Raw genomic sequence first — 16,117 nt, 5'->3', positions numbered from 1 at the left:
GCGGTCGGCAACGCTTTTTACCGTCGGAGTTCGTCATGCCACGCATCACCCACTACAAATCCCCATGCCCCGAGGGCGTTAACAGCCAGATTCTGCAGATGGTCGTCGACTACCTGACCGACATCAGCGCGGTCGGCCTTGGCCCGAGCAACCTGCTGTACAACGTCTATCAGTACGCGGTCGGTTATGAGGTGCATCTGTATCTGGAAGCGTTGAATGGCGAGAAGGGCACCGACGTCGAGTTGCTGGTCGCCACCGACGAGGATGATCCGGAGCAAGTGATCGGTTTTCTCTTGTACCTGCCGGTGCAGGGCGACTGGGAAGCCTGCAGCGTGGCTTACATGGCGGTGCGCGAAGGGCATCGGCGTCAGGGCGTGGCGCGGGCAATGATCGGTGAAATGGTCGGGCGTTATCCCCATGCGGAACTGGCCTGCACGGTCGGTAAAGTGCCGTACTTCGAAGCGTTGGGCTTTGAGGTGATTGGCCAGCGTGAAACCCAGGTGTTGATGAGCACCCGGCATTACCGCAGCAATGGCTTACGCGGTTTTATCGACACCACGCCGATTTACCGCTCGCTGGAAGTGCAGCAGATCCACACCTACTTGCTGCAGAAAAACGGCAAGCGGGCGATGCTCGACGCCGAGAAACAGCGCGACCGCCACCTCGATCAGACCACCCGCCATGTCGAGGCATTTGTCCGCCAACGCCTGACCGTGCACTGATCCGGCTTCGGCAAAAAGCCCTTGCTGTGCATCGTGCAGCAAGGGCTTTTTTCTGTCCGCGATTCAGCCGGGTTTGACGTTCATGGTGATGCGCGCCGTGAACACTTTTTTGCCCTCGGTATCGTGAATATCTACGTTGACGATTTTGTCGCCCTCGCTCTGCCAATCCACGCCTTCACCATTGGCCACCGCCGTCACATCGGTTTTTGCCTTGGCCAGGTATTCCACGGTCATGCCTTTGGGAATCCAGCGTGCGCCGGCCGGGATCGACACATCAGTCATCATCCCGGCCGCCAATTCTGCGGCGTTGCACATGGCAATCGCATGCACGGTGCCGAGGTGATTGGTGATCTCGCGACGAAACGGCACTTGCACCGTCGCGGCATTGGCGCGCAACTCGGTCACCAGCGGATTGATCGTGCTGAAGTAGGGGGCGAATTGACAGGCCATCTGACTGAAGGCCTGCGGACCCACACTATTGAACATGCTGAGAGATTGACTCATGGAAAGCCTCGCGGAGGATGATTGACCGAATGATGTTCCGTTACAGAATAAAGTTCTGTAACGGAACGGTATTCTGTCTGCGGGAAATCTGTCAACCTGTGCGTGTTTTTTCCATGGGCACGACGTGTGCCTTTCAATCCGATTTCAGGCAGTGAGCCGCATGGACACCGCAGATCTACTTGAACGCAGTCACCCCGGCCGCCGTGCCGAACTTAAACGCGAAATCTTTCGCAAGGCCCTGAGCCTGTTCAACGAGCAGGGGATCGAAGCCACCACCATCGACATGATTCGCGTCGAGTGCGATACCAGCGTCGGGGCGATCTATCACCATTTCGGCAACAAGGAAGGCTTGGTCGCTGCGCTGTTTTTTACCGCGCTGGAGGATCAGGCGCGCCTGCGCGATGCCTATCTGGATGCGGCGCAAACCACCGAAGAAGGGGTGCAGGCGTTGGTGTTCAGTTATGTCGATTGGGTCGAACGGCAACCGGAATGGGCGCGCTTCCAGTACCACGCGCGATTTGCGGTGACCAAGGGGCCGTTCAAGGACGAACTGGCGGAGCGCAACAAAACGCGCAATGCACGTCTGCGCGACTGGCTGGCCGAATCGGGGCGCGCCGCCGAACTCAAGGCGCTGCCCGCCGAACTGTTGCCGTCGTTGATCATTGGTCAGGCCGACAGTTACTGCCGTGCCTGGTTGGCCGGGCGGGTGAAGGGCAGTCCGGCGGACTATCGTGAGTTGCTGGCGCAGGCGGCCTGGCGCTCGATTCGCGCCGATTCACTTCCGGACAGCTGATTTGCGCGGACAAAAAAAGAGCCTCAAAGCTCTTTGATGGGGAGAAAGTAGAGCCCTCGAGGCTCACGAATGTTCACAGCCCCTCTGTAGGAGCTGCCGAAGGCTGCGATCTTTTGATTTTGCTTTTGAAAGACAAGATCAAAAGATCGCAGCCTTCGGCAGCTCCTACAGGGGATCTTCGGGGTTTCAGGGGGTGCGCTGGAAGACTAAAGCCTTGAGGCCGCTTTCAGGGTCAATGTCCGGAAACTCCGGCGGATTCTCCAGCCGCTCTACAAAGCGCAGGCTCGGCGCTTCCTGGGTCACGCCATCAATCAGAAAGTCCGGACCAAACGCCGGATCATTCATGCACGCCAGCACGGTGCCTTGCGCCGTGAGCAATTCCGGCAAACGACGCAGCACGCGCTGGTAATCCTTGGTCAGCAGGAAACTGCCTTTCTGGAACGACGGCGGATCGATGATCACCAGGTCATACGGGCCGCTGTTGATCACCTTGCCCCAGGACTTGAACAGGTCGTGGCCGAGGAAGCTGACTTTACTCAGGTCATGGCCGTTCAGACGATGGTTGTCGCGGCCCCGGCTCAGGGCGGCGCGGGACATGTCCAGATTGACCACATGACTGGCGCCACCCTCGATGGCCGCCACGGAAAAACCGCAGGTGTAGGCAAACAGATTGAGCACGCGTTTGCCGCTGGCCTGTTCGCGCACCCAGTTGCGCCCGTAACGCATGTCGAGAAACAGTCCCGCGTTCTGTTTGCGCCCCAGGTCGACGCGGTACTGCAAGCCGCCCTCGACAATGCTCATTTCGTCGATCTCTTCACCGAGCAGCCATTCGGCAGTGCTCTGCGGCAAATAGCGATGCTGGATCAGCAACGTGTGTGCGCCAGACTGTTTCCATTCGGCGGAACCGGTGAGTTCCAGCAGCAACGCTTTGAGGTTTTCCAGTTGCTCAGGCGCCGGTTCCTTGAACAGCGACACCAGCAGCACGCCTTGCAGCCAGTCCACGGTCAACTGCTCCAGCCCGGCCCAGCAGCGGCCGCGCCCGTGAAACAGGCGACGGGTTTCGCTCGGTGCGGCCGCGAGGGCCGGCAGCAGGTGGGCGTGGAGGGTGGCGAGGGCTTCAGGGTTCATCGGTCGGGATCGGCAAGCAAAAGGGCCGGCATTTTAACCACAAATACACCGTCGCGAACGATTGCCGCCGAGGGGCAAAAACCGCCTTTCGCAAAAGACCTGTATCAAAAATGAATTTCTGCAGAGCCCGCTGCTCATACCAGTTAAGCAGCGGATTCGAGCCGCTAAATTGTTAATGCAATTCAGGGAGTGTCAGTTCATGAGCCCAACACCGACGCCGAGCGCGCACCTTCCTGGCGGGTTGATTCTGGTGGTTGAGGACGATCCGTTGATTCTGGAGTTTCTTTGCGAAATTCTTCAGGAGGAAGGTTTTAAAGTCGAGCCCCATACCAGCGCAGATGAGGCCAAACTTTATCTCGACAAGCATGCGCAGGAAGTGGGGCTGCTGCTCACCGACATCACCATGCCTGGCAAAATAAACGGGGCCGGTCTGGCCAACCTGGTCGGCGACCGCTGGCCGGATAAACCGGTGATGGTCATGTCCGGCTATGAAACGCCCGAAACCTCTGGGGTCAAGCATCCGGTGGCGTTCATCAAAAAGCCTTGGGCCATTGGGCAGTTGCTCGACTGCGTTGACAGTGCTTTCAAGTCCAAGGCACCGCGCCTGCACTGACCCTGGGTGAATCGAGCGGGCAAGTGCTACATTGCCCGCCCGGTCTTTTGCCAGAGGATGCGACCCTTTGTCTGCTCACGACGCTGTATTCAATCGCGCGTTCGGCGCGTTTCTGTTCGACATGGACGGCACCGTCCTTAATTCCATCGCCGCCGCCGAGCGGATCTGGGCAGCCTGGGCCGTGCGCCATGGCGTCGATGTGGAAACCTTTCTGCCGACCATTCATGGTGCGCGCGCGATCGACACCATCACCCGCCTGAACCTGCCGGGGGTGGATGCCGAGGCACAAGCGGCGTTCATCACCGCGGCGGAAATCGAAGACGTTGAAGGCATTGTCGAGATTCCCGGCGCGGCGGCGTTTCTCAACAGCCTGCCCGCTGATCGCTGGGCGATGGTGACGTCGGCGCCACGGGATCTGGCGTTGCGGCGCATGGCGGCGGCAGGGATTCCTGAGCCCGCAGTGATGATCACCGCGGAAGATGTGAAGGCCGGCAAACCTGATCCGGCCGGTTATTTACTGGCGGCCAAACGCCTTGGTCTGGACGCGCGTGATTGCCTGATTTTCGAAGACGCCACGGTCGGTATTCAGGCTGCCGAAGCCGCCGGTGCGCCGCTGATGATCATCACCACCACGCATCAGCATCCGCTGGAAACGGCCCATGCGACGTTGGCCAGTTATGCTGCAGTGCAGGTCAAAGTCGACAGCGACGGCCAGCTTCACCTGCAAAAAAACTGACACAACACAGCCCCTGTGGGAGCTGGCTTGCCAGCGATGAGGCCCTGTCAGTCACTATAAATTTGACTGAACCACCGCTATCGCTGGCAAGCCAGCTCCCACAGGGGAAGTGGTGGTTTTCGGTCAGTAAACACCAGGCACCAAACGCCAGCTCCGTGCGCAGTAAGCCTCGTACTCTGCGCCAAACTGCGCCCGCAGCAGGGCTTCTTCCGAATGAATCCGGGCAATCAACGGGATCAGCGTCAGCGCTGCCAGTATCAACCCAACCACCGAACGAAACGCCAGCGCCCAACCCACGGCATTGACCACTAGCCCCAGATAACTCGGATTGCGCAGGTGCTGGTAGATGCCATCGGTCACCAAGCGATGCCCCGGTTGAATCGCCACCAGTCCGCTGAACCGCCGTCCCAGCACAAACACCGGCCACAACCGCAGCACGCCACCGATGATAAACAGCAGCGCGCCGAGCCAGCGCACGCCTTCTCCGCCCAGCGTCCAGAAGTTGACCCGGTCGCAATAGGCCGGCAGAAAACCACTGACCAGGCCGATCACACCAAACGCCGGAATCACCCAGCGATTGGCGCGGTCTTCACGCTCGCCAGCGCTGAGGTTGACCTCGCTGAACAGCGAAGCGATCACCATGGCCACTGTCGCCAGTGCGACAATTACCAGCGAACCGTGGGAAAAGAACATCGCCACACCGCCAATGCCCCACACCGCCAGGCCGAGGTAGGCGAGGGTGGCGAGTACCGCGACGACGGTCATTTGTGCGGACATTCTCATGGTCAACTCACGGCTGGGGGCATATCCGATGAGTGTAGATCCACCGCAAAACCTGTGGGAGCGAGCCTGCTCGCGAAGGCGTTGGGTCAGTCAAATTCGATGTTGGATGTGCCGGCCCCTCCGCGAGCCTGCTCGCGAACGGGCCATGTCAGTCAGCAGATACCTTGTCGTCAGTCAGGACTTTGCGGAAGGTCTCGACCAATGGCCGCAAATTGATCCGGTGCCACGCCGCCCACAATGGCGTGGTCAAGGTCAGCCACGGCAGTTCGCGCAACACTACGCCCGGCGGCGAGTTATGGCTCAACCCCTTTTGAATCATCGCAATTCCCAGCCCCGACGCGACCAACCCCAGCGCGGTAAACGGTTCGGTGGCCTGCATGCGCACATCGGGGGTGAAGCCGGCGCGGATGCAGGCGCTGACAAACTCATCGTTGGCGTCCTGACGCGGCTGCACGCCGATCCATTCCTGATCGGCCAAGTCCTGCGGGCTCAAAGCAGTTCGCTGCGCCAGCGGATGCTGTTCGGGCAACGCCAGCAGCATCGGGTCATCGAGCACCTGGAAACTCAACAGATCCGCATCGTCATCGGTCGGCGGCTCGCTCACCAGCGCGATATCGAGACTACGCTGTCGCAAGCCTTCCAATTGCTCGGTGGAACTGAGGTTGTACAGCGCGACGTGGACGTTGGGACGATCGGCGCGCAACACGCGCAAGGCATTGGGCAGAACCCCGGCGTGCATGGCGTTCTCGATATAGCCGATGCACAAACCGCCTTCTTCGCCACGGCCCAGACGTTTGCCGAGGGATTCCAGGCGATTGGCGTGGGTGAGCAGGGCGCGGGTTTCGGCGAGGAAAGTCTGGCCGTCGCGGGTCAGGCGAATGCGTTGCTGACTGCGCTCGAATAACGTCAGGCCCAGGCGCTCTTCGAGCTGGGCGATCTGTCGGCTCAGGGGCGACTGGGAAATATGCAGCCGTTCGGCGGCGCGGCCGACGTGTTCTTCCTCGGCGACCACGACGAAGTAGCGCAATTGGCGGATGTCGATCATGTCAGACCTATAGGGACTCAAGTGCTGCGCATTATGTCTTGGACGGTCTCGGTGTCGCAATCTAGGATCTGCTCAACGGTCACGCAGACCCCGAACCTATGAGGACAATCCAATGAGCTTGAAAGACAAACTGCCCGGGCAACTGGGCTTCGGCACTGCGCCACTGGGCAACATGTTCCGCGCCATTCCCGAAGAAGAAGCGCAAGCCACTGTGCATGCCGCGTGGGATGCCGGTGTGCGCTACTTCGACACTGCGCCGTTCTACGGCTCCGGTCTGTCGGAGATCCGCCTCGGCGAGGCTTTGAAGCAATACAAGCGCGACGACTACGTGCTGAGCAGCAAGGTCGGCCGGGTGATTCTCGATGAAGTGGAAGACGCTGCCGCCCGCGATCTCGGCGAAAAAAGTGGCGTATTCGAACACGGCCGCCCGAACAAGATCGTCAACGACTACAGCGCCGACGCCACCCTGCGCTCGATCGAAGACAGCCTCAAACGCCTGCAAACCGATCGCCTCGACATTGTCTGGGTGCACGACATCGCGCAGGACTTCTATGGCGATCAATGGCTGGAATACTTCAATCAGGCCCGCACCGGTGCGTTCAGAGTCCTCACCCGGTTGCGCGAAGAAGGCGTGATCAAAGGCTGGGGCCTGGGCGTGAATAAAGTCGAGCCGTGCGAACTGACCCTCGACCTCAGCGAAGCGCAGCCGGATGGCTTCCTGTTGGCCGGGCGCTACACGCTGCTGGATCACGAACGCCCGCTGCAACGGTTGATGGATGCGGCCAGGGCGCAGAACGTTGAAATCGTAGTCGGTGGCCCTTACAGCTCGGGCATCCTCGCCGGTGGCTCGCACTTCGAATACCAGCAGGCCAGTCCTGAGGTCATCGCCAAAGTGGAGCAGATCAAACGCATCGCCGCCGCCTACAACGTTGATATCAAAGCCGCCGCGCTGCAGTTTTCGCTGGCCAACCCCGCAGTCGCTGCGGTGATTCCCGGGGCGAGCAAACCCGGTCGTATCGCTGAAGATGTCGCGGCGTTGTCGGCGATCATTCCTGCCGGTTTCTGGCAGGCGATGCGCGACGCCAAACTGGTTTCCGAACGTGCACCATTGCCAATCGATGAGGTGAAAGCATGAAGATTGATCTGAGTGGAAAACTGGCCATCGTCAGCGGCAGCACCGCCGGCATTGGTCTGGGCATCAGCCAGTCGCTGGCCGAGTCCGGCGCCACGGTGGTAGTGATCGGCCGCGATACGGCCAAGGTCGAGCAGGCGCTGGCGAGCATTCGGCAGAAAGTGCCAGGGGCGCAGTTGCGTGGTTTGACCGCGGATCTGGGCACGGCCGAAGGCGCGCAAAAACTCTTCGCCGCTGAGCCGCGTGCGGACATTCTGGTGAACAACCTCGGCATCTTTAATGACGTCGATTTCTTCGATACGCCGGACAGCGAGTGGACGCGCTTCTATGAGGTCAATGTGATTTCCGGCGTGCGCCTGGCGCGGCATTACGTGCCAGCGATGGTCGAGCAGGGCTGGGGCCGGGTGATCTTCCTGTCTTCGGAATCCGGCGTGGCCACGCCAGCCGACATGATCAACTACGGCGTGACCAAAAGCGCCAATCTGGCGGTGTCCCACGGTCTGGCCAAACGTCTGGCTGGCACCGGGGTCACCGTCAATGCGATCCTGCCGGGGCCGACCTTCACCGACGGCCTGGAAGACATGCTCAAGGAGGCCGCCGCCGAATCCGGGCGCAACCTGCGTGATGAAGCCGACGCCTTTGTGCGCAAGGCCCGCCCGACCTCGATCATCCAGCGCGTGGCGGACGTTGAAGAAGTCGCGCACCTGGTGACCTACATCGCTTCGCCGCTGTCCTCGGCCACCACTGGCGCCGCGTTGCGCGTCGACGGCGGCGTGGTCGACAGCCTGACTATCTGAATTCTGGAGAGACGTTTATTTATGCCAACAGCATCCGCAACCATCGATATTCCGGCCTCGGCCGATCAGGTCTGGCAATTGATCGGCGGCTTCAACACGCTGCCCGATTGGCTGCCGTTTATTCCCAACAGTGAACTGAGCGACGGTGGCCGTGTGCGCACCCTGCAAACCGCTGACGGCGCGGTGGTGATCGAGCGACTGCAAGCGTTCGACAACGCAGCGAAGACTTACAGCTATTCGATCGAACAGGCACCGTTCCCGGCGACTGATTACCTGGCGACGATCAAGGTCGAAGCCCAGGGGCAGGGCGCACGGGTCACGTGGTCGGGGCGTTTCAACGCCAAAGGCGTGAGCGATGAGGAAGTGGTGGCGTTGTTTAACGGCATCTATCAGGGTGGCCTTGAGGCACTTCGCGCCAATTACCCAGCTTAATCATCCACCACAATAACCTGTGGGAGCGAGCCTGCTCGCGAAGAGGGACTGTCAGGCAACATTTTTGTTGAATGACACACCGCTTTCGCGAGCAGGCTCGCTCCCACATTGATGGCTTTCCAGTGGGGAATCAGGAATTTTCGATCAGGCTCTGCCGGCAATCCAACACCAGTTTTGCCCCACCGAGATCACTGCTGCCGACTTCAAGACTGAAGCCATGCAAGCTGACAATCGCCGCCACAATCGACAGCCCCAAGCCAAAGCCACCTTGCGGCTGCCCACCCTCGGCGCGATAGAAACGCTGGAACACCGCCTCACGCTCAGCCTCTGGAATTCCCGGCCCTGAGTCGTGGACTTCAATCCGCGTCTGCCCACCGGCGTTCACCCCGCGCAGCATCACCGTGCCGCCCGGGGGGGTGAACTTGATCGAGTTGCTCAACAGATTCGCCAGCGCCTCGAACAGCAGCGCTCGATCACCGTTGAGCGGCGGCAGGGTCTCCGGCATGTTCAGCTCGAAACGCAGCTCGCCTTCTTCGGCCAGTGGCAGATAAAACTCATGCAGTTCTTCCAGCAATTGCACCGGGTCGAGCTGGACAAAACCTGAACGGCGCTGGCGATCTTCCAGTTCGGAAATCCGCAACAACCCGCGAAACCGCGCCATCAGCGTGTCCGCTTCGGCCAGCACCAGATCCAGTTGCGCTGCTTCCTGCGAGCCTTCGCCGGCCTGTTGCTGCATGCGATACAACTGCGCGCGCAGGCGCGTCAGTGGCGTGCGCAGATCATGGGCAATGTTGTCGCAGACGCCTTTGACTTCATTCATCAAGCGCTCGATGCGCTCCAGCATGGCGTTGACGATGGCCGCGAGCATGTCCAGTTCATCGCGGCGATTGGACAGGGGCAGGCGATGCGTCAGGTCGCCGGCAACAATCGCCTGGGCGCTGTCCTGAATCGCCCGGATGCGCCGCAACGGCCGACGGCGCAGCAAATGCCAACCGGCAATCCCCGGCAGAATCGTCAGCGACACGCCCCAGAACAACGCATGCAAAATGATCCGCGTGACAGCGAACAGCGAGCCGTTGTCGCGCAGCAATACCAGCCAGCGACCGTCGCGGGTTTGCGTGGCCACCGCGTCGCAGCTGTCATTGGGCAGGGTCGGGTCATCGGAATCGGCGCATTCTGCGAGCATGTGGATCTTGCCGTCCAGCGGCAAGCCTTCGGGGATCTGCTGCAGCGCGCCGCCGAGGTATACGCCTTGCGCATCGAACAGGCCGTAGGCGTCGATGCCGCGAATGTCGAAGGTCATGCTGGCGGCGAGGGCGTCTTCCAGTTGTTCGCCGCGAAAGTGCGAAAACAGGTGCTGACGTTGCATCAACGAGTGTTTGGCGAGGTTGTCGAGGTAGCCGGAGACCTCGTAATACATGACCCCCATGAGGATCGCGCTCCAGGCCACGAACAGCGAACTGTACAGCGCCAGCAAACGGCTGCTGGAGGAGCGCCAGCCGTCAGACGGGTTCGGCAATGACATAGCCCGAGCCCCGTACCGTGCGGATCAGCGGCACATGGCCGGCAGCGTCGATCTTCTTGCGCAGACGGCCGATGTGCACGTCGATCAGGTTGGTGCCAGGGTCGAAGTGATAGCCCCAGACCTCTTCGAAAATCATCATCCGCGAGAGGATCTGGCCACTGTTGCGCATGAGGAATTCGAGCAGCTTGTACTCGGTCGGCAGCAGCGTCAGCACTTGTTCGGCGCGGCGCGCTTCGTGGCTGATCAAATCCAATTCGAGGTCGGCCACCTGCAGCGTTGTCGCCTGAGTGGCGCCGCTGTTCTGCCGGCGCAGCAACACTTCAACGCGCGCGGCCATTTCATCGGTGGCGAACGGTTTGGTCAGGTAATCATCACCGCCAGCGCGCAAGCCGCGCACGCGCTCATCGACATCGGAGAGGGCGCTGATCATCAGTATCGGCGTGGCCACGCCCATGGTGCGCAAGGTGGTGACGATGGCCAGGCCATCAAGTTCGGGCAACATGCGGTCGAGGGTAATCAGGTCGTAATTGCCGCTCACGGCGCGGTCGAGGCCTTCGCGGCCATTGTCGACCCAGTCGACCTCCAGTCCGTGGCTGCTCAGTTCGGCGACGATTTCCCGGGCGGTCACGGCGTCGTCTTCGATGGTCAAGATACGAGTCATAGGCAGGCCTGCTGATCGGTTCAAACGGAATGGCAGCATTTTGCCAAGAAATTCCGCTGACGCTTTAAATTAACTTTCATGTTCACCTGTCACAAACGCAGATTTGCAGCGCTATTGATACTTGGGGCCAATGCATAAAACCCGCTGTTATCCGGCCGTTGTTGCAATTTGCAAGGTCTGAGGAAGTTCATTCTTTCTAACTGTATGAAATATAAGGGTTTATTTAATTTGTTCGACTGGCACGGTCGCTGCAATTCCTCTGCTGACGAGTTGTAACACCATTTTTCATGCCTGGAGCAGAACAACAATGAATAGATCCTCTGATGGGTTTTATCCCGCCGTTGAAGAGTCGAGCAGCGTTTCGGGCGCGTCCTGGGGCGCGATCTTCGCCGGTGCTGCGGCTGCCGCGGCACTGTCGATGATTCTGGTCCTGCTCGGATTCGGTTTGGGTTTCTCTGCCGTTTCGCCGTGGGCCGGAGAGGGCGTCAGCGCCAAGGGCCTGGGCATTTCGACGATTGTCTGGCTGGCACTGACGCAAATCATCGCTTCCGGTATGGGTGGCTACATCGCCGGTCGCTTGCGGGTGAAGTGGGCGAACATGCACGGTGACGAAGTGTATTTCCGCGACACCGCGCACGGCTTCCTCGCCTGGTGCGTGGCTACATTGGTTACCGCAGTGCTGGTGGTCGGTTCGGTCAGCAGTGTCATCAGTGGTGGTGTGCAGGCCGGTGCCAGTGTGGCCGGCGGCGCAGCCAGTGCCATGACCCAAGCGGCCGGTACAGCTGCGGCGAACACCGACAGCAATCAGTACGGTTACTACATCGACAGCCTGTTCCGCGATGACCGTCCGGCCTCCGTCAGCGATGATGCAGCCCATGGTGCCGTGGCCCGCATCTTCGCGCAAAGCCTGGCCAACGGTCAGTTGAGTGCCGAAGACCGTACCTACCTCGCGCAACTGGTCGCCCAACGCACCAACCTGACTCAGGCCGATGCCGAGCGTCGCGTCGATGAAATCTACGCCCGCACCCAGAAAGCCCTGGCCGACGCCAAAGTCAAAGCGCAACAAGCCGCCGACACCGCTGCGAAAGTCGCTGCCTGGACCTCGCTGTGGATGTTCGTCTCGCTGTTGGCCGGTGCCTTCTTCGCCAGCCTCGCGGCCACTTTCGGCGGTCGTCGTCGGGATGCCGTCGAGTACGTAGAAGTCGAGACTTACACCACGACCACTCCAGTCCGTTAAACAAGGAGCATGACCATGCGCTCACTACTGCTGTTTTTCCTCGGCGTACCGATCCCGATCATCATCCTGATCGCCCTGTTCGTACACTGATTGCTCGATTGAGGCGCATGCCTCGGCCGTTTCCACCTTCGGGTGGAAGCGGCTTTTTGCTTTCTGGCAGGCAACAAGGCGAAAATCCGCGGCGGCAACGGGTCGGCCGCTGCGCGCACGTTTAAGGATGAATACGTTGGATAAGCAAGCAATCAAACGAAAGGTCGCCGAAATGCTCGATGACGGCCATTCCAAAACCGAAACGTTCAAGGCGCTTTCGGGGGGCGAGGTCAAGGATCGAGTGCTGGCGGGCTGGATCGGGGCGCGTCCGGATCCCGTGCTTAGAAAACGACACGCCGTTAAAGTCAACATACTGGTCGCGCTGATGGGCATCTGGGGACTGCTCGGGACGATAGCCGGGCTTCTTCAAATCAATGATGGCGGCATCGCAATGGCGTTGGCGATGGTGTTGATTATTGGCGTGATTCCGCTCTTGTTTGCGTGGGGCTTTTACAAGGGCATCGCGGTGGTTTACACAATCTATGTCACCTTCACGATCAGCCAGATTCCTCGTGAATTTGTAGGCTTCAGTGAGGAGCCCGTATCGACTCTGGTCGGCGTGGCTTTCATTTTGGCCATGGTGTTCTACGCCGGCTGGGTCAAATCGCTGCTGTTCCCGGACCTTGCTTTGGTCGGCACAAGGAAGATCAAAGGGCAGTTCGTCTTCTCCAACTGATCGTTGGACAATCCAACCGCTTCACTGGCCTGGATCAATATTTCGTCGGGCGATATCGCCTAACGTAAATGTTCCAGGCCTTTGCTGAGGTATGAACTACAGTGCTTCTCGCGCACCTTGTTGCGCTGACGAAGTAGCTGCGTCGACGCACCAATCACAGCCACAATAAATGCGTCGACACGGAGTAGTGCAGCAAGGAGCTGACACCACCTCAACCGAACCCTCACGGATGAACATTGCAATGCACTGCCTAGAAAGAACCTTCGATATCCAGCCGTTGGCGCAGGCGGACATGACCGTCCACATCAACGGTCAAGCGGTCACCGCGGCCATCGGCGAAACCGTCCTCAGCGTTATCCAGTCCCTCGGCGTGCGCCAGGTCGCACGCAACGATCACAACCAGATCACCGGCGCCTATTGCGGCATGGGCGTGTGCCAGTGCTGCCTGGTGAAAATCAATGGCCGGCACAAACGCCGTGCCTGCCAGACCGTGGTGCGTGATGGCATGCAGATCGAAACCCAGGTCAATCGCATCACCCCGCAAGAGGAGGTTGTATGAGCCAGCAACCGGTAATCGTCGGCGGCGGCCCGGCGGGGATGGCGGCGGCCATTGAACTGGCGCGCCACGGTGTGCGCTGCACTTTGCTCGAAGAAGCTTCGCGCCTTGGCGGCGTGGTCTATCGCGGGCCACTGCGTGACGGCGTGCAGCTGGATTATCTCGGCCCGCGTTACTCCGAAGCATTGGGCAAACTGCACGGTGATTTTCAGGAGCAGGCCGGGCTGATCGATGTGCGCCTCAACCATCGCGTGGTCGGCGCCGAAGGCACTCGTGCGCTGGTGGTGCTGGATGGCGACGAACAATTGCACGAGATTGAGTATCCGCAGTTGCTCCTGGCTGCCGGTTGCCATGAACGCAGCGTGCCGTTTCCCGGCTGGACATTGCCGGGGGTGATCATGCTCGGCGGTCTGCAACTGCAAATCAAAAGTGGTGTGGTCAAGCCGCAGGGGCCGGTGATCATCGCCGGCACCGGGCCGTTGCTGCCGCTGGTGGCGACGCAGTTGCATGCCTCGGGCGTCAGCGTCGCGGGCGTGTATGAGGCCTGCGCGTTCGGCAAGATTGCCCGCGAAAGTCTGGCGTTGCTGAACAAGCCGCAGCTGTTTCTTGACGGTTTGAGCATGCTTGCCTACCTGAAATTGCACGGCATCCCGATGAATTACGGCTGGGGCGTAGTCGAAGCCCACGGCGAGGGCGAGCTGAAAAGCGTCAGCGTCGCGCCGTACTCGGCCACTTGGGAACCGGACATGAGCCGCGTCGAGCGCTTCGAAGCCAAGACCCTGGCGGTCGGTTACGGCTTTATTCCGCGCACCCAACTGAGCCAGCAAATGGGCCTGGATCACGGCTTCAGCGACGACGGTTATCTGCGCGCCAACGCGAATGTCTGGCAGCAAAGCAACGAACCCCACGTGCACCTGGCCGGCGATATGGGCGGGATTCGCGGCGGTGAAGCGGCGATGCTCGCCGGCAAGATCGCCGCCACCTCGATTCTGCTGCAACGTGGCGTGCTCGAAGAAGAATTGGCGCGTGTGCGTCGCGACCGCTACTTGAGCAAACTCAAAGCCATCGTGCGTTTCCGCGCGGCGGTGGATCGCTACACCGAACGTGGCGTCGGCCAGACCGCATTGCCCGCCGCCGACACGGTGATTTGCCGTTGCGAACACGCGACCCGCGCCGACATCGACCTGGCGCTGGAGCAGGGCGTGCAGGACATCGCCAGCCTGAAAATGCGCACCCGCGTGAGCATGGGCGATTGCCAGGGGCGCATGTGTGTCGGCTATTGCAGCGACCGTTTGCGTCAGGCCACCGGCCGCAAGGACGTCGGTTGGCTACGTCCGCGTTTCCCGATCGATCCGATTCCTTTTTCTGCGTTCCAGTCCGTCGGCACGGAGGCCTCTGCCCATGAGTAAGTTTTATGACGTGATCATTGCCGGCGGCGGCGTGATCGGGGCGTCCTGCGCCTATCAATTGTCCAAGCGCAAAAACCTCAAGATCGCGCTGATCGATGCCAAACGTCCGGGCAACGCCACCCGTGCTTCGGCCGGTGGTTTGTGGGCGATCGGTGAGTCGGTGGGCCTCGGTTGCGGGGTGATTTTCTTCCGCATGATGTCAGCCAACCGTAAACGCGAAACCCAGGGCGCGGCGGTGGCCGTGGACGCGAGCACACCGCACATTCTGCCGGAGTCGTTCTTCGAATTTGCCTTGCAGTCCAACGCGCTGTACCCGGCGCTGCACCGTGAGCTGAAAGACAACCACGGGATGGATTTCAAGTTCGAAAAGACCGGATTGAAATTCGTCATTTATGACGACGAAGACCGGCTCTACGCCGAGCACATCGTCGGCTGCATCCCACACCTGGCCGATCAGGTGCGCTGGCTCGATCAGGCTGCGCTGCGCGAGTCAGAGCCGAGCGTCAGCCATGAAGCACGCGGGGCGCTGGAGTTTCTCTGCGACCATCAGGTCAGCCCGTTCCGCCTCGCCGATGCCTACATGGAAGGCGCGCGGCAGAATGGCGTCGACATCTTCGTCAACACCAATGTCACTGGCGTGTTGCATCACGGCAGCCGTGTGACCGGTGTGCAGACGGTCGAGGAGGGCGTGTTCCACTGCAAGACGCTGATCAACGCCGGCGGTGCCTGGGCGGCGGATCTGAGCGAATGGGCGACGGGTATTCGTATCCCGGTGAAGCCGGTGAAGGGCCAGATTCTGCTGACCGAGCGCATGCCGAAGATCCTCAACGGCTGCCTGACCACCAGCGACTGCTACGTGGCGCAGAAGGACAACGGTGAGATCCTGATCGGCAGCACCACCGAAGACAAAGGCTTCGACGTCACCACCACCTACCCGGAAATCGCCGGGCTGGTGCAGGGCGCAGTGCGGTGTCTGCCGGAGCTCAAGGATGTCAATTTGAAGCGCACGTGGGCGGGCTTGCGTCCGGGCTCACCGGATGAGTTGCCGATACTCGGGCCGATGCGTGGGGTGGAGGGGTATCTGAATGCCTGCGGGCACTTCCGCACCGGGATTCTGACCTCGGCGATTACTGGTGTGTTGCTGGACAAACTGGTCAACGATGAACCGCTGCCGCTGGATATCACGCCGTTCCTCGCGGATCGGTTTGCAGTGGCGCCGGTCAAGCAAGCGTCCGAACTCGAGCTGGCCTGACACGACCCCCAGTAGGCCGTCGCCTG

Annotated in this window: 18 protein-coding genes; 12 read left to right on the top strand and 6 right to left on the bottom strand. The window is 60.5% G+C overall.

The window, feature by feature from the left end:
- The first annotated feature begins 35 nt into the window (after positions 1–35).
- The gene (locus tag QZR14_RS20525; RefSeq protein ID WP_250604285.1) at positions 36–722 is read left to right on the top strand and encodes a GNAT family N-acetyltransferase; all 687 of its coding nucleotides are present in this window, start codon (positions 36–38) and stop codon (positions 720–722) included.
- Between the two features lie 63 nt (positions 723–785).
- Here the strand turns inward: QZR14_RS20525 and QZR14_RS20520 are convergent, their stop codons facing one another.
- Complete coding sequence (locus tag QZR14_RS20520) at positions 786–1,226, bottom strand: hotdog fold domain-containing protein (protein ID WP_311997596.1); 441 nt, start codon at positions 1,224–1,226, stop codon at positions 786–788.
- Positions 1,227–1,386: 160 nt separating this feature from the next.
- On the opposite strand from QZR14_RS20520, the gene QZR14_RS20515 reads away from it, so the two are divergent.
- Entirely contained in the window at positions 1,387–2,019 is a 633-nt protein-coding gene (locus tag QZR14_RS20515) for a TetR/AcrR family transcriptional regulator (RefSeq protein WP_250604289.1), read from the top strand.
- 186 nt (positions 2,020–2,205) lie between these two features.
- Here QZR14_RS20515 and QZR14_RS20510 read toward each other — a convergent pair whose 3' ends face one another.
- Positions 2,206–3,147 carry a class I SAM-dependent methyltransferase gene (locus QZR14_RS20510; protein WP_311997595.1) on the bottom strand — a complete coding sequence of 314 codons (942 nt, stop codon included), beginning with the start codon at positions 3,145–3,147 and terminating at the stop codon, positions 2,206–2,208.
- A 199-nt stretch (positions 3,148–3,346) separates the two neighbouring features.
- Here QZR14_RS20510 and QZR14_RS20505 point away from each other — a divergent pair, with 199 nt between their 5' ends.
- Positions 3,347–3,760: a response regulator gene (locus QZR14_RS20505; protein ID WP_311997594.1), complete on the top strand. Its 414-nt coding sequence runs from the start codon at positions 3,347–3,349 to the stop codon at positions 3,758–3,760.
- A gap of 67 nt (positions 3,761–3,827) precedes the next feature.
- Entirely contained in the window at positions 3,828–4,496 is a 669-nt protein-coding gene (locus QZR14_RS20500; protein ID WP_311997593.1) for an HAD family hydrolase, read from the top strand.
- A 123-nt stretch (positions 4,497–4,619) separates the two neighbouring features.
- Here QZR14_RS20500 and QZR14_RS20495 read toward each other — a convergent pair whose 3' ends face one another.
- Positions 4,620–5,279, bottom strand: a complete 660-nt coding sequence (locus QZR14_RS20495; protein WP_311997592.1) for a methyltransferase family protein — start codon at positions 5,277–5,279, stop codon at positions 4,620–4,622.
- A gap of 148 nt (positions 5,280–5,427) precedes the next feature.
- Positions 5,428–6,324 carry a LysR substrate-binding domain-containing protein gene (locus tag QZR14_RS20490; RefSeq protein WP_311997591.1) on the bottom strand — a complete coding sequence of 299 codons (897 nt, stop codon included), beginning with the start codon at positions 6,322–6,324 and terminating at the stop codon, positions 5,428–5,430.
- Positions 6,325–6,436: 112 nt separating this feature from the next.
- Here QZR14_RS20490 and QZR14_RS20485 point away from each other — a divergent pair, with 112 nt between their 5' ends.
- From QZR14_RS20485 to QZR14_RS20475, 3 genes are read left to right on the top strand one after another with little or no spacing between them, the layout of a single operon-like run.
- A complete protein-coding gene (locus QZR14_RS20485) occupies positions 6,437–7,459 on the top strand; it encodes an aldo/keto reductase (RefSeq protein ID WP_311997590.1) in 1,023 nt (340 codons plus the stop codon).
- Complete coding sequence (locus QZR14_RS20480) at positions 7,456–8,253, top strand: SDR family NAD(P)-dependent oxidoreductase (RefSeq protein ID WP_095048022.1); 798 nt, start codon at positions 7,456–7,458, stop codon at positions 8,251–8,253. The genes QZR14_RS20485 and QZR14_RS20480 overlap by 4 nt, the downstream gene beginning before the upstream one ends.
- Before the next feature lie 21 nt (positions 8,254–8,274).
- Positions 8,275–8,685 carry an SRPBCC family protein gene (locus tag QZR14_RS20475; protein ID WP_250604307.1) on the top strand — a complete coding sequence of 137 codons (411 nt, stop codon included), beginning with the start codon at positions 8,275–8,277 and terminating at the stop codon, positions 8,683–8,685.
- Between the two features lie 130 nt (positions 8,686–8,815).
- Here QZR14_RS20475 and QZR14_RS20470 read toward each other — a convergent pair whose 3' ends face one another.
- On the bottom strand, positions 8,816–10,210 hold the full coding sequence (locus tag QZR14_RS20470) for a sensor histidine kinase (protein ID WP_311997589.1): 1,395 nt from the start codon (positions 10,208–10,210) through the stop codon (positions 8,816–8,818).
- Positions 10,188–10,871, bottom strand: coding sequence for a response regulator transcription factor (locus tag QZR14_RS20465; protein ID WP_007914996.1), 684 nt, complete (start codon positions 10,869–10,871; stop codon positions 10,188–10,190). The genes QZR14_RS20470 and QZR14_RS20465 overlap by 23 nt, the downstream gene beginning before the upstream one ends.
- A gap of 307 nt (positions 10,872–11,178) precedes the next feature.
- On the opposite strand from QZR14_RS20465, the gene QZR14_RS20460 reads away from it, so the two are divergent.
- The 5 genes from QZR14_RS20460 (at position 11,179) to hcnC (ending at position 16,091) form a co-directional block, all read left to right on the top strand.
- Positions 11,179–12,108, top strand: a complete 930-nt coding sequence (locus QZR14_RS20460) for a hypothetical protein (protein WP_311997588.1) — start codon at positions 11,179–11,181, stop codon at positions 12,106–12,108.
- Between the two features lie 226 nt (positions 12,109–12,334).
- A complete protein-coding gene (locus tag QZR14_RS20455) occupies positions 12,335–12,874 on the top strand; it encodes a hypothetical protein (RefSeq protein ID WP_311997587.1) in 540 nt (179 codons plus the stop codon).
- Positions 12,875–13,115: 241 nt separating this feature from the next.
- Complete coding sequence (hcnA, locus tag QZR14_RS20450; RefSeq protein ID WP_311997586.1) at positions 13,116–13,433, top strand: cyanide-forming glycine dehydrogenase subunit HcnA; 318 nt, start codon at positions 13,116–13,118, stop codon at positions 13,431–13,433.
- Positions 13,430–14,839 (top strand): cyanide-forming glycine dehydrogenase subunit HcnB, encoded by a 1,410-nt coding sequence (gene hcnB, locus QZR14_RS20445; protein WP_311997585.1) that lies wholly within the window; start codon positions 13,430–13,432, stop codon positions 14,837–14,839. Before hcnA ends, hcnB begins: the two co-directional genes overlap by 4 nt.
- A complete protein-coding gene (hcnC, locus tag QZR14_RS20440) occupies positions 14,832–16,091 on the top strand; it encodes a cyanide-forming glycine dehydrogenase subunit HcnC (protein ID WP_311997584.1) in 1,260 nt (419 codons plus the stop codon). The genes hcnB and hcnC overlap by 8 nt, the downstream gene beginning before the upstream one ends.
- Positions 16,092–16,117: the final 26 nt, after the last annotated feature.

The sequence above is a fragment of the Pseudomonas sp. rhizo66 genome, assembly GCF_031931925.1.
GTDB lineage: Bacteria > Pseudomonadota > Gammaproteobacteria > Pseudomonadales > Pseudomonadaceae > Aquipseudomonas.
This window is presented reverse-complemented; position numbering and strand designations above follow the sequence as displayed.

Bases quoted from the DNA above. Each gene is read 5' to 3' on its own strand.
- QZR14_RS20525 (WP_250604285.1), top strand. From the start codon at position 36: ATGCCACGCATCACCCACTACAAATCCCCATGCCCCGAGGGCGTTAAC.
- QZR14_RS20520 (WP_311997596.1), bottom strand. From the start codon at position 1,226: ATGAGTCAATCTCTCAGCATGTTCAATAGTGTGGGTCCGCAGGCCTTC.
- QZR14_RS20515 (WP_250604289.1), top strand. From the start codon at position 1,387: ATGGACACCGCAGATCTACTTGAACGCAGTCACCCCGGCCGCCGTGCC.
- QZR14_RS20510 (WP_311997595.1), bottom strand. From the start codon at position 3,147: ATGAACCCTGAAGCCCTCGCCACCCTCCACGCCCACCTGCTGCCGGCC.
- QZR14_RS20505 (WP_311997594.1), top strand. From the start codon at position 3,347: ATGAGCCCAACACCGACGCCGAGCGCGCACCTTCCTGGCGGGTTGATT.
- QZR14_RS20495 (WP_311997592.1), bottom strand. From the start codon at position 5,279: ATGAGAATGTCCGCACAAATGACCGTCGTCGCGGTACTCGCCACCCTC.
- QZR14_RS20490 (WP_311997591.1), bottom strand. From the start codon at position 6,324: ATGATCGACATCCGCCAATTGCGCTACTTCGTCGTGGTCGCCGAGGAA.
- QZR14_RS20485 (WP_311997590.1), top strand. From the start codon at position 6,437: ATGAGCTTGAAAGACAAACTGCCCGGGCAACTGGGCTTCGGCACTGCG.
- QZR14_RS20480 (WP_095048022.1), top strand. From the start codon at position 7,456: ATGAAGATTGATCTGAGTGGAAAACTGGCCATCGTCAGCGGCAGCACC.
- QZR14_RS20475 (WP_250604307.1), top strand. From the start codon at position 8,275: ATGCCAACAGCATCCGCAACCATCGATATTCCGGCCTCGGCCGATCAG.
- QZR14_RS20470 (WP_311997589.1), bottom strand. From the start codon at position 10,210: ATGTCATTGCCGAACCCGTCTGACGGCTGGCGCTCCTCCAGCAGCCGT.
- QZR14_RS20465 (WP_007914996.1), bottom strand. From the start codon at position 10,871: ATGACTCGTATCTTGACCATCGAAGACGACGCCGTGACCGCCCGGGAA.
- QZR14_RS20460 (WP_311997588.1), top strand. From the start codon at position 11,179: ATGAATAGATCCTCTGATGGGTTTTATCCCGCCGTTGAAGAGTCGAGC.
- hcnA (WP_311997586.1), top strand. From the start codon at position 13,116: ATGCACTGCCTAGAAAGAACCTTCGATATCCAGCCGTTGGCGCAGGCG.
- hcnB (WP_311997585.1), top strand. From the start codon at position 13,430: ATGAGCCAGCAACCGGTAATCGTCGGCGGCGGCCCGGCGGGGATGGCG.
- hcnC (WP_311997584.1), top strand. From the start codon at position 14,832: ATGAGTAAGTTTTATGACGTGATCATTGCCGGCGGCGGCGTGATCGGG.